This window comes from Streptomyces sp. NPDC004721, assembly GCF_053601495.1.
On the sequence record NZ_JBSGBZ010000004.1, the window covers coordinates 253,614 to 264,714 of the forward strand.

Annotated in this window: 11 protein-coding genes and 1 pseudogene; 8 read left to right on the plus strand and 4 right to left on the minus strand. The window is 68.6% G+C overall.

What is annotated here, in order from left to right; translation table 11 throughout:
• Positions 1–32: 32 nt before the first annotated feature.
• Positions 33–356, plus strand: a pseudogene (locus tag ACWEK3_RS05470) (coenzyme F420-0:L-glutamate ligase); the annotation flags it as partial.
• Between the two features lie 10 nt (positions 357–366).
• Here ACWEK3_RS05470 and pntB read toward each other — a convergent pair.
• The 4 genes from pntB to ACWEK3_RS05490 all read right to left on the minus strand — a co-directional run bounded on the left by pntB (position 367) and on the right by ACWEK3_RS05490 (position 5,985).
• Positions 367–1,827 (minus strand): Re/Si-specific NAD(P)(+) transhydrogenase subunit beta, encoded by a 1,461-nt coding sequence (gene pntB, locus ACWEK3_RS05475; protein WP_376545620.1) that lies wholly within the window; start codon positions 1,825–1,827, stop codon positions 367–369.
• Positions 1,828–1,833: 6 nt separating this feature from the next.
• Positions 1,834–3,390, minus strand: a complete 1,557-nt coding sequence (locus ACWEK3_RS05480; protein WP_453249005.1) for a Re/Si-specific NAD(P)(+) transhydrogenase subunit alpha — start codon at positions 3,388–3,390, stop codon at positions 1,834–1,836.
• A gap of 730 nt (positions 3,391–4,120) precedes the next feature.
• The gene (locus tag ACWEK3_RS05485; protein WP_453249006.1) at positions 4,121–5,716 is read right to left on the minus strand and encodes a long-chain-fatty-acid--CoA ligase; all 1,596 of its coding nucleotides are present in this window, start codon (positions 5,714–5,716) and stop codon (positions 4,121–4,123) included.
• A 146-nt stretch (positions 5,717–5,862) separates the two neighbouring features.
• Positions 5,863–5,985 (minus strand): hypothetical protein, encoded by a 123-nt coding sequence (locus ACWEK3_RS05490; RefSeq protein WP_453249007.1) that lies wholly within the window; start codon positions 5,983–5,985, stop codon positions 5,863–5,865.
• A 199-nt stretch (positions 5,986–6,184) separates the two neighbouring features.
• Here ACWEK3_RS05490 and ACWEK3_RS05495 point away from each other — a divergent pair, with 199 nt between their 5' ends.
• From ACWEK3_RS05495 to ACWEK3_RS05525, 7 genes are all read left to right on the plus strand, one after another.
• Positions 6,185–6,973, plus strand: a complete 789-nt coding sequence (locus tag ACWEK3_RS05495) for an SDR family NAD(P)-dependent oxidoreductase (protein WP_453249008.1) — start codon at positions 6,185–6,187, stop codon at positions 6,971–6,973.
• On the plus strand, positions 6,967–7,971 hold the full coding sequence (locus ACWEK3_RS05500) for a 3-hydroxyacyl-CoA dehydrogenase family protein (RefSeq protein WP_453249009.1): 1,005 nt from the start codon (positions 6,967–6,969) through the stop codon (positions 7,969–7,971). Before ACWEK3_RS05495 ends, ACWEK3_RS05500 begins: the two co-directional genes overlap by 7 nt.
• Before the next feature lie 76 nt (positions 7,972–8,047).
• A complete protein-coding gene (locus ACWEK3_RS05505) occupies positions 8,048–8,875 on the plus strand; it encodes a cyclase family protein (protein ID WP_453249010.1) in 828 nt (275 codons plus the stop codon).
• A gap of 6 nt (positions 8,876–8,881) precedes the next feature.
• Positions 8,882–9,244 carry a cupin domain-containing protein gene (locus ACWEK3_RS05510; protein ID WP_453249011.1) on the plus strand — a complete coding sequence of 121 codons (363 nt, stop codon included), beginning with the start codon at positions 8,882–8,884 and terminating at the stop codon, positions 9,242–9,244.
• Positions 9,241–10,059 (plus strand): BKACE family enzyme, encoded by an 819-nt coding sequence (locus ACWEK3_RS05515; RefSeq protein WP_365776311.1) that lies wholly within the window; start codon positions 9,241–9,243, stop codon positions 10,057–10,059. Before ACWEK3_RS05510 ends, ACWEK3_RS05515 begins: the two co-directional genes overlap by 4 nt.
• A 25-nt stretch (positions 10,060–10,084) precedes the next feature.
• Entirely contained in the window at positions 10,085–10,774 is a 690-nt protein-coding gene (locus ACWEK3_RS05520) for a DAPG hydrolase family protein (protein ID WP_453249012.1), read from the plus strand.
• A gap of 26 nt (positions 10,775–10,800) precedes the next feature.
• A partial coding sequence (locus ACWEK3_RS05525) for a helix-turn-helix domain-containing protein (protein WP_453249013.1) occupies positions 10,801–11,101 on the plus strand: 301 nt, incomplete at its 3' end.

The window sequence follows — 11,101 nt, forward strand, 5'->3', positions numbered from 1 at the left end:
TCCACCTTCACCACCTCTGCGCCGAAGTCGCCGAGGAAGCCGTCGTGGTCATCGCCTCCAAGGTCGTCAGCATCGAAGAAGACCGTCACGTCGACCTCGACACCGTCACACCGCGCCCGGAAGCGCTCGAACTCTCCGCCCGCACAGGCAAACCGGCGGAGATCGTGGAACTCATCCTCACCGAGTCCACCAGCCACTTCCTCGCCACCGAAACCGGCCCGATCATCGCCTACCACCGTCTCGGCTACCAGCTCACCAACGCCGGTGTAGACCGTGCCGAACCCGGCGGCGCATGGCTCCTGCCCGCCGACCCTCGAAGGACACCATCGTCCGGTCGGCTCCAACAACGCTCGTGAGCAGTAACACCTAGCCCGCAACCGCCTGGCGCGCGGCCGGGGTCGCCTCGTGGCGGCCGTCGGTGCTGAGCGCGTGCAGGATCTCCTCGACGCTCTGCTTTGCGTCGCCGAAGAGCATGCTGCTGTTCTCGCGGAAGAAGAGCGGGTTCTGCACGCCTGCGTAGCCGGAGGCCATGGATCGCTTGAAGACGATGACCTGCTCGGCCTCCCAGACCCGCAGCACTGGCATGCCGGCGATCGGGCTGCCCGGGTCCTCGGTCGCGGCGGGGTTGACGGTGTCGTTCGCGCCGATGACGAGCACGACGGAGGTGTCGGCGAAGTCGTCGTTGATCTCGTCCATCTCCAGGACGATGTCGTAGGGCACCTTCGCCTCGGCCAGCAGCACGTTCATGTGTCCGGGCAGGCGCCCAGCGACGGGGTGGACGCCGAAGCGGACCTCGATGCCCCGCTCGCGCAGTTGCCGCGTCAGTTCCGCGACCGGGTGCTGGGCCTGGGCGACGGCCATGCCGTAGCCGGGGGTGATGATCACCGAGCGGGCCTGGGCGAGCGTCTCGGCCGCCTCCGCGGCGCGCACCTCGCGGTGTTCGCCCTGCTCCTCCTCGCGGCCGGGCGGCGCCTCGATGCCGAAGCCGCCCGCGATGACGGAGAGGAAGGAGCGGTTCATCGCCTTGCACATGATGTAGGACAGGTAGGCGCCGGAGGAGCCGACCAGCGCGCCCGTGACGATGAGCAGGTTGTTGTCGAGCAGGAAGCCGGCCGCGGCTGCCGCCCAGCCCGAGTAGCTGTTCAGCATGGAGACGACGACGGGCATGTCGCCGCCGCCGATCGATGCGACCAGGTGCCAGCCCAGGGCCAGTGCGAGCACGGTCACCGTGATCATCAGCGGCAGGTTCGGGCTGATCGTGAACCAGATGGTCAGCGCGACGAAGGCGCCGAGCGCGCCAAGGTTCAGCGCGTTCTTGCCCGGCAGCATCAGCGGACGGGAGTTGATCCGAGCCGAGAGCTTCAGGAACGCGACGATCGAGCCGGTGAAGGTGACCGCGCCGATGAAGATGCCGATGAACACCTCGGCGTGGTGAATGGCCAGCAGGTCGGCGCCGATCCGGGTCTGCGCCGTGCCGTGCGACTCCACCTCCAGGTAGCTGTTCCAGCCCACCAGCACCGCGGCCAGGCCGACGAAGCTGTGCAGCACCGCGATCAGTTCGGGCATCTGCGTCATCTCGACCCGGCGGGCCCGCCACAGGCCGATCACCGCGCCGAGCGCCATCGCCAGCACGATCAGAACCACCGAGCCGGTGGTGGTGTCCTGTGCCGCCACCACGGCCGTGGCGGCCAGCGCGAGGACCATGCCGGCGATGCCGTAGACGACGCCGGCGCGGGAGGTGCGGTGCTGGGACAGGCCGGCCAGGCTGAGGATGAACAACAGGGCAGCGACCAGGTCGGCCGCGTGGGAGGCCGTCATGGAGGTCATCTTGGCTCAGCCTTTCGAGAACATGGACAGCATGCGGCGGGTGACGGCGAAACCTCCGAAGATGTTGACGCTCGTCAGCAGGAGCGCCGCGAAGGACAGCGTGGTGACGATCCGGCTCTCGTGCCCGATCTGCAGCAGCGCGCCGATCACGACGATCCCGGAGATCGCGTTGGTCACCGACATCAGCGGCGTGTGCAGTGCGTGGTGCACCTTGCCGATGACGTAGTAGCCGATCACCACCGCCAGCGCGAACACCGTGAAGTTCTCCGCGAGTTGCGCCGGGGCGAAGGCCACCAGCAGGGACATTGCGAGCATGCCGAGCCCGATCAGGCCGAAGCGTCCCCCAGGTGTCAGCTTCGGCTGTTTGGGCTCCGGCTTGGCGGGCGCGGCCACGGGCTGCGCGGCGGGAGCGGCGGAGACCGCGACGGGCGGCGGTGGCCAGGTGACCTCGCCGTCCCGCACCACGGTCACGGCACGCTGCACGACGTCGTCGAAGTCGATCGCCAGCTGCCCGTCCTTGCCGGGGGTGAGCAGCTTCAGCAGGTTCACCAGGTTGGTGCCGAACAGCTGCGAGGCCTGGGCGGGCAGCCGGGAGGCGAGGTCGGTGTAGCCGATGACGGTGACGCCGTTGTCAGTGACCACCGTGCGCCCTGGCACGGTGCCCTCGACGTTTCCGCCCTGGGCGGCGACCATGTCGACGATGACGCTGCCCGGCTTCATCACGGCCACGTCCTTCGCCGTCAGCAGGCGCGGCGCCGGCCGGCCCGGGATCAGCGCGGTGGTGATGACGATGTCCACGTCCTTGGCCTGGTCGTGGTAGAGCTCGGCGGCGGCGCGGTCGTAGTCGGCGGAGGTCGCCTTGGCGTAGCCGTCGGTGCTCGCCTCTTGAGCGACGTTCACCGCCAGGTACTCGCCGCCCAGCGACTTCACCTGGTCCGCGACCTCCGGCCGCGGGTCGGTTGCGCGCACGATCGCGCCGAGGCTGGAAGCGGCGCCGATCGCCGCCAGGCCGGCCACACCCGTGCCGGCCACCAGCACCTTCGCCGGCGGCACCTTGCCCGCCGCGGTGACCTGGCCGGTGAAGAACCGTCCGAAGATGTGCGCGGCCTCGATGACCGCGCGGTATCCGGCGATGTTCGCCATCGAGGACAGCACGTCCATCGACTGTGCGCGCGAGATGCGCGGCACCGCGTCCAGCGCGAGGGCGGTCACGCCCGCGTCGGCGAGCGCCTGAAGCAGCTCGGGCCTTTCTACCGGGGCCAGCAGGGCGACCACAGTCGTGCCCTCGCGCAGCCGGGTGATCTCCGCCTCGGAAGGAGCGTTCACCTTCAAGACGACATCCGCGTCCCAGGCCTCGTCGACCCCCGCGCCGGCGTCGATGTAGGCCTGGTCGCTGAAGCCGGAGGCCTCACCGGCCCCGGACTCGACGACGACCTCGTAGCCGAGGCCCAGCAGCAGTCGTACCGTTGCCGGGGTCGCCGCGACACGCGTCTCCCCGGAAACCGACTCGACGACCACGCCAATGCGCTGGGGAGGATGGTGTGCAGGTTCTTGAGCAGACATGTCCTGTATCTCTTGTCAGAGGAGGCTTGAAGAGGGGATTTGCGCTCTTGATCGCTGGAAGCTACCCACCAGACACGTGCGGGCCAACGCGAACAGACCGTGATGTGCTTCACCTTGCGGTACCGGCCGAAAACGATCAGACAGCGCGGGACCAAACCAGCGGGCCTCAAGCAGTCGGGGCCACTCCGCCCCGCCGCGCCCCCGACTGCTCGTCCGCCGGCTCGGGAGTGTCCGACCGCGTACGCTCGCGGAATTCACCATGGTGACTCCTCCTCACGGATGAATCTTCGCCTCCGGCCTCGCCGTCCAACTCAGCTCCATTCGCGATTTCTCTCCCCCGGGGCTCAGTTGCTGCTGTCGATGTGTTCGAGGGGACAACTCCTCACGTGGGCGTTCCTGCCGCGCGGCGGGAACGCGCCGAGGTGAAGGACGCGCTGAAGCACGGCCGCCCGTCGCTGCGGGAGGTGCTGGAGCATGAGGCCGAGGCCATCCGCAAGATTCCCGTTCGTACGCTCTTGGAGTCGCTTCCCATCTTGCGCATCCACCTGGCCGCCCCGCCCCAACGGCCCTGGGCCCGGTCGCGCACTCCCACCCCGCGCACGGCTTCCGGGGCCCTCGCGCATCCCGGCCCCACTGTCGGACCGGCGATGCGGTGGTCCATGAACGGCCGGGCAGGAAAGGACCGTCCATCTCGGCGCACAACTTCTCGTACGCGACCGCGCCCTGGGGTTCAGCCCTGGACGCGTGTGGCGTGGCCCGCCCACTCCTTCTCACGGAGCACGAACTTCTGGATCTTCCCCGTCGACGTCTTGGGCAGCTCGTCCACCACGACCACCTCACGGGGAGCCTTGTAGTGGGCGATCTGCTGACGGACGTGCGCGATCAGATCCGCCTCCGTGGGAGCCGTGCCACGGCGGGCGATGACGAATGCCTTGGGGCGTTCGCCCCACCGCTCGTCAGGGACACCGACGACGGCGGCCTCGAGCACGTCGGCATGGCTCATGAGGGCCTGCTCCACCTCGACCGTGGAGATGTTCTCACCACCGGAGATCACCACGTCCTTGGCGCGGTCCCGCAGCTCGACGTAACCGTCCGCATGCATGACTCCGAGATCCCCCGAGTGGAACCATCCGCCCCGGAACGCCTTGGCGGTGCTCTCCTCGTCCAGGTAGTAGCCGGCCATCACGCAGTTGCCGCGCATGACGATCTCACCCATGGTCTGTCCGTCAGCGGGCACGTCCACCATGTCCTCGTCGACGACACGCACGGTGTCGGCCTGGATCATGCCGACACCCTGACGTGCCATCAGCCGTGCGCGCTCGACACCGGGCAGGCCGGTCCAGCTGCTCTGGACCTCGCAGACGGTGTAGGGACCGTAGGTCTCGGTCAGTCCGTAGAGGTGGACGATGGAGAAGCCCATCCGCTCCATGGCCGCGATCGTGGTGGGGCTGGGCGGGGCGCCCGCCGTGGTGATGCGCAACGGCGCATCGAGCGGAGCGGCCTCCTCGGCGTTGAGGATCATGGTGACGACGGTCGGCGCCGCGTTGAGGTGCGTGACCCCGCGCTCCCGGATCGCCCGCCAGATGGCTTCTCCCCGTACCTCGGGGAGGCAGACGTGGGTGCCGCCGATCGCCGTCACCGCCCACGTGGTGCACCAGCCGTTGCAGTGGAACATCGGCAGCGTCCACAGGTACACGCTGTCGGTGGCGTGCTGGGAGTGGAGCACCTCGCCCAGAGCGTTGAGGTAGGCGCCGCGATGGGTGAAGATCACGCCCTTGGGGCGGCCCGTCGTACCTGAGGTGTAGTTCACGCTGATGGGTTTGCGCTCGTCGTCCACCGACCACGGCAGATCGGCAGCCGCCGGCCCGCTCTCGAGAAGAGCCTCGTAGGTGATCCACCCGGCGGGCGGTTCCTGAGCGGTCGTCACGCGTGTATGGAGCGAGTCGAGACCCGCTGCCGCCTCGTCGGCGAGCTGGGTGAGGCCCTCCCCGGCGACGAGCACGCCGGCGCCGGAGTGCTCGAGGATGTACCGCATCTCCTGCGCCGACAGCCGCGTGTTGATCGCCACCAGCACACCGCCGGCCAGGGGCACGGCGAAGTGGGCGACCAGCATCTCGGGCACGTTCGGCATCAGGTAGGCGACGCGGTCACCGTCGCCGACGCCCTTGCCCCGCAGGGCCTTGGCGGTCGCCTGCGCCAGTGCGCCGAACTCCCCGTAGGTGAGGGTGCGCTCGTCGTCCACCATCGCGGTCTTCTCAGCCCACACGGTGGACGAGCGGCCCAGGAACGAGAGTGGAGTCAGCGGGGTGTCGCACACGAGGTTCATCGGGAGTTCTCCTGGTGTGGTGTCTGGATCGGTGACTGCATCGGTCAGCTCGGCCTGGGACCGGCCGGGACGACGCGGAGGTCCTCGACGGCCTTCTCGATGGCGGCGACAGCGGCCGGGATGTCGCCATCGGATGTCCTGGTGCGTCACGAGAACTGCACGATGTCGATCTGTACCTTGTCGAGCTTCGACGAGCCGCGCAGCAGCGCGACAACGGTGTCGGTCAGGGCGTGGCGGTGGGCCTCTGCAGGCCGGTGCCGCGAGATCATTCCACAATGCGGAACGAATGTTCTGCAGCATGGTCAAACTAGAGCGGTCGGTATGACAGCGTCAAGGGCTCCCCGACGCGGATTCCACGGGTTTCGGCATTGCTCCCCGAGTTTTGCGTGACCCCTTGACCACGCTCCGCATCACCTCTACGTTCCCATCATTCGGTCGAAAGCGTCCGTATTACGGAAGTAGGCAGCGATGACTGTCGTGTCCCCGCTTCATTTGTTCGACCTCAGAGACAAGACGATCCTGATCACCGGAGCCTCCGGTGCCCTGGGCACTGAGGCAGCCCGTGCCCTCACCACAGCCGGAGCCAACGTGGTACTGGCAGGTGGAAACGCGGATGCTCTTGAAAAACTCGCTTGCGAACTGCCGGAGGACCAGGTAGCGACCGTGCACCGGCGTCCCGACAGCCCCGCTGACGCCGAGGCGATGGTGGCCCGGGCGGTCGAGGCGTTCGGACGTCTCGACGGCGTGCTGGCCTCGGCCGGCGTCAACAAAGTCGCGCCCATCGTCGACATGCCCGTCGCGGACTTCGAGACGGTCATGAACGCCAATGTCCGCGGCGCGTGGCTGACCTGCCAAGCGGTCGGCCGCCGGCTTCTCGCGCAAGGAGAGGGCGGAAGCGTCGTACTGGTCTCGTCGACCCGCGGCCGGCTCGGGCATCCCGCGGGGTACAGCGCGTACTGTCCCTCCAAGGCCGCGGTCGACCTTTTGGCCAAGAGCCTGGCCGCCGAGTGGGGCAAGGACGGAATCCGGGTCAACGCCCTGGCGCCCACGGTGTTCCGGTCCGAGTTGACCGCGTGGATGTACGCCGATGATGCCAAGGGCAGCGCGACCCGCGATGCCATGCTCAGCCGCATCCCGCTCGGCAGACTTGCCGAACCCGACGACTTCTCCGGCGCGTTGATCTACCTCCTCAGCGACGCCTCGGCGTTCCTGACCGGCCAGGTCCTGTATCTGGACGGTGGCTACACATCGTGCTGACATCGCCGTCCGAGCCGTCCGAGCCGTCCGAGCCGTCCGAGCGGTCCGGCCGGGAGGCGACGCCGGGCGCGCTCCCCACCGGTGACGTCACGCGTTTCCGCTCGGTCGCCGTCGTCGGCGCCGGGCTGATGGGCCGACGCATCGCAGGGGTCTTCGCGTCACGGGGCCTGATTGTCACCCTCACGGACGCGGACCCCTCGGTTCTTCCCGAAGCCGGCCACGAGGCGCAGCGCCTGGCGCGCGAACTCGGTGGCGCTCCGGGTTCCGTTCGAAGTGCCGTGCACCTGGCGGAAGCCCTCGACGGGGCCGACCTGGTCACCGAGGCCGTGGTCGAGAACCTTCAGCTGAAGCGCAAGCTGTTCACGGAGATGGCCGGGCTTGCACCGACCGCCGTTCTCGCCTCGAACTCCTCGGTCCTTCCCATCACTTCCATCTCCGAGTACGTCGACGATCCGAGCAGAGCCATTGGCACCCACTGGTGGAATCCTCCCGATCTCATCCCGATCGTCGAGGTCGTTCAGGGCGAGAGCACGAGCCTGGGTGTCGTCGCGGATGTGATGGCGCTGATGGAGCGCTTGGGGAAGCGGCCGGTCTGGGTGCGCAGGGACGTTCCCGGCTTCGTCGGCAACCGACTCCAGCACGCACTGTGGCGCGAGGCGATCGCGCTGGTCGCCGAGGGCGTCGCCGATCCCGAGACCGTCGACCTGGTGGTACGCGACACCATCGGGTTGCGGCTCGGGGAGATGGGCCCGCTGGCCAACGCCGACTACGTCGGACTGGACCTCACACGCTCCATCCACGAAGCCGTCTTCCCGGCCCTGGACCGGTCGGTGACGCCGCATCCGATACTCGACGACCTGGTCCGCGCGGGCCGTCTGGGCGCCAAGAGCGGTCAGGGCTTCCTCACCTGGTCCACGGGAGCGCGGGAGGCGGCAGGCGCCGCGCTCGCGGCTCACGTCTCAGCGGAGCTCGCCGCACGGCTCGATTCCGGTGCGTGAGTTCCCCGCGGCCGGCTCCCTCTTCCTCTATCCACGTTCCCGTATTCACGGTTTTCCCGACACGAAGGAGAGTCAGATGACCTACACATGGGCGGAAGGCCCGGGGGAGCAGGACCTCGAGTTCTACGACCTGTCCCATCCGTGGGGGCACGGCGTACCGGCCTGGCCGTACTTCGAGGATGTGAAGATCGAGCGGCTCCACGGCATGGCCAAGAGCCGGGTACTGACCCAGAAGATCACCACCGTGATGCACTCGGGTACGCACATCGACGCGCCGGGGCACGTGGTGGAGGGCACCCCGCTCCTCCATGAGATCCCGCTGCGGAACTTCTTCGGCACCGGCGTCGTGCTCGACATCCCCAAGCAGAAGTGGGAGGTGGTCACCGCCGACGACCTGGAGAAGGCCGCCTCGGTGACCGAGGTGCGGCCGGGTGACTTCGTCATCGTCAACACCGGCTGGCACCGGAAGTACGCAGACAGCGCCGAGTACTACGGGTACTCGCCCGGCTTCTACAAGGAGGCCGGCGAATGGTTCGTGGAGCGCAGGGTCAAGGCGGTCGGCTCCGACTGCCAGGCACTCGACCACCCTCTGGGTACGGCCATCGGGCCGCACGGCCCCAGCGAGGAGGCCGGGGGGCTGCTGCCGTGGGCGGTGCGCGAGTACGAGGAGGAGACGGGCCGGTCCGTCAAGGAGGACTTCCCGTACTGGGAGCCCTGCCACAACGCCATCCTGAACGCCGGCATCTACGGCTTCGAGAACATCGGCGGCGACCTGGACAAGGTGACGGGCAAGCGGATGACTTTCGCGGCCTTCCCCTGGCGCTGGGTGGGCGGCGACGGCTGCATCGTCCGTCTCGTGGCCATCGCGGACCCCAAGGGCACGTACCGCATCGAGCGGGGCTGAGGACCGATGGCTGCTCGCATCGTCCGGGGAGCGGGTGCACCCGCCTACTTCCCGCCTCTGCACGAGGGCGTCGACGCCCGGCGCCTCCAGGGCCACGAGGCCGGCCCGACCGAGCGGTTCTGGTTGGGGGAGTCGTACTACCACCCCGCGGGCACCGCCCTGACCTCGCCGGCCGCCGAGGAGACCGTCTACTACGTCCTCGACGGCGAGCTGACCCTCGTCGTCGGGGACGGCCCGGCCGAGACGCTGGGTCCCGGAGACACCGTCCACCTGCCGCGCGGTACCGTCCGCTCGCTCGAAAACCGGACCGACCGGGGCACCCGCCTGCTCGTCGTCATCGCCACACCGACCCCGGAGAAGCGACCGTGAGCGTCGTCGTCACCGTGGCCCCGACCGGGCCGATAGCCCAGCGCAGCGACAACCCGTCGCTGCCCACCCAGCCGCACGAGATCGCCGAGGCCGTCGAGAAGGCATACCACCTCGGCGCCTCCGTCGCACACATCCACCTGCGCGACGAGCAGGACCGCCCGACCGCCGACCTCGGCATCGCCCAGCGCACCATGGATCTCATCGCCGAGCGATGTCCGATCCTGGTCCAGCTCTCCACGGGCGTCGGCCTGGCCGTGCCGTTCGAGGACCGTGAGCAGCTCGTGGAGCTCCGCCCGCGGATGGCGACGCTGAACCCGTGCAGCATGAGCTTCGGCGCCGGTGAGTTCCGCAACCCGCCCGCCGGCGTGCGGCGGCTCGCGGCACGGATGCGGGAGCTGGGGGTGAAACCGGAACTGGAGATCTACGACACCGGACACCTGGACGCCTGTCTGCGACTCCGTGACGAAGGACTTCTTGAGGAGCCGCTGCAGTTCAGCATCGTCCTCGGCGTCGCCGGCGGAGCGGCCGCCACCGCCGACAACCTGCTCACCCTCGTGCGCCGCCTGCCCGAGGGAGCGATCTGGCAGATCATCGCCATCGGCAGGGCGAACCTGAACCTGACGGCCGTTGCCCTGTCCCTGGGGGGCAACGCTCGTGCCGGGATGGAGGACACACTCTACCTCCGCAAGGGCGAGCTGACGCAGGGCAACGAGCCTCTCGTGGCCCGCACCGTCCAGCTCGCGCGGAGCCTGGACCTGGGAATCGCCTCGGTCACGGAGACTGAGTCCGTACTGGGGCTGCGGCCGCGCCCCTGATCCGACGGAACGAGAGGAGTAGACCGTGGAACTGGACGAGGTGTCGGCTCTGCTGCACCCGGAGCCGCTGCAGCTGGAGACGGGATACGAGCGGCTGCCTTCAGGGGTGCTGCACGTGGCTGTCCGCACGGACATGCACCGGTGCTTGGGAGAGATGTTCGAGTGGTGGTTCCGGTGGAGGTGCGACACCCAGAAGTACGTGTGGTGGCACCCCGGCGACCACGTCTCCTCAGTATGGGAGGGATCGCTTTCCGACGACACACACGTCGGAAGTGAGCACGTGGTCACCGAGCGCCTCACGGCGCTGCCGGCCGAGGACCTTGTGATCCAGTTCCGCGACCCGTCCGAGTTCTTCGAGGCGAAGGAGTACGAGTCGGCGCGGCGCGAACAGCGCGTCTCGTGTGCCGTCCTCGGCCGTGTGGGCTTTGGGCACGAGCCGCACCGAGGCCCGTCCGGCGAGGTCTTGGGAGGGCGGTTGCTGCACGTGGGCCGCGACACGGAGTGGGGGCTGGCGATGCGCAGCCACTTCTACCTCGGGCAGGATCTTCCGGCTACCGGAGCCACCCCCGCCGAGGTGGAGGAGACAGTTCCCACGGAGCTGGCCGGGGAGTTGCTGCAGCACTGCTACAACGAGTTCACCTACCTCTCCCGCTTCCTGCCCTCGCTCTTCATCGCCGAGCACCGGGACACTCGCCCGCCGAAGATTCCATGGTGATCCGTGCGCAGGGGCAGGATGGTGACATGACTTCACCATCCGACGAGACGAGCGCACGGAGCCACAGTGGAATCCAGGTGATCTCGCGGGCCGCCCAGATGCTTCGCGCGATCCGCGAGACACCCGGGGGGCTGACCCAGTCCGAGTTGGCCCACAGGATTGGCCTTCCCAGGACCACCATCCACAGGATCTTGAGTGCCCTGGAGGACGAGGAACTCGTCGTGTCGAGCAAGGGCGTGCGCGGACGCTACCGGCTGGGGCCGGAGATCGCCCGCCTCGCTGAATCAGGCACCGGCGACGTCGTGAGGCTCATCCGCCCTCTCCTGC

What these genes read in the sequence shown, in the direction of transcription:
- ACWEK3_RS05490 (WP_453249007.1), bottom strand. Translation starts at nt 5,985, where the DNA reads ATGATCTCGCGGCACCGGCCTGCAGAGGCCCACCGCCACGCCCTGACC.
- ACWEK3_RS05495 (WP_453249008.1), top strand. Translation starts at nt 6,185, where the DNA reads ATGACTGTCGTGTCCCCGCTTCATTTGTTCGACCTCAGAGACAAGACG.
- pntB (WP_376545620.1), bottom strand. Translation starts at nt 1,827, where the DNA reads ATGACCTCCATGACGGCCTCCCACGCGGCCGACCTGGTCGCTGCCCTG.
- ACWEK3_RS05510 (WP_453249011.1), top strand. Translation starts at nt 8,882, where the DNA reads ATGGCTGCTCGCATCGTCCGGGGAGCGGGTGCACCCGCCTACTTCCCG.
- ACWEK3_RS05485 (WP_453249006.1), bottom strand. Translation starts at nt 5,716, where the DNA reads ATGAACCTCGTGTGCGACACCCCGCTGACTCCACTCTCGTTCCTGGGC.
- ACWEK3_RS05480 (WP_453249005.1), bottom strand. Translation starts at nt 3,390, where the DNA reads ATGTCTGCTCAAGAACCTGCACACCATCCTCCCCAGCGCATTGGCGTG.
- ACWEK3_RS05505 (WP_453249010.1), top strand. Translation starts at nt 8,048, where the DNA reads ATGACCTACACATGGGCGGAAGGCCCGGGGGAGCAGGACCTCGAGTTC.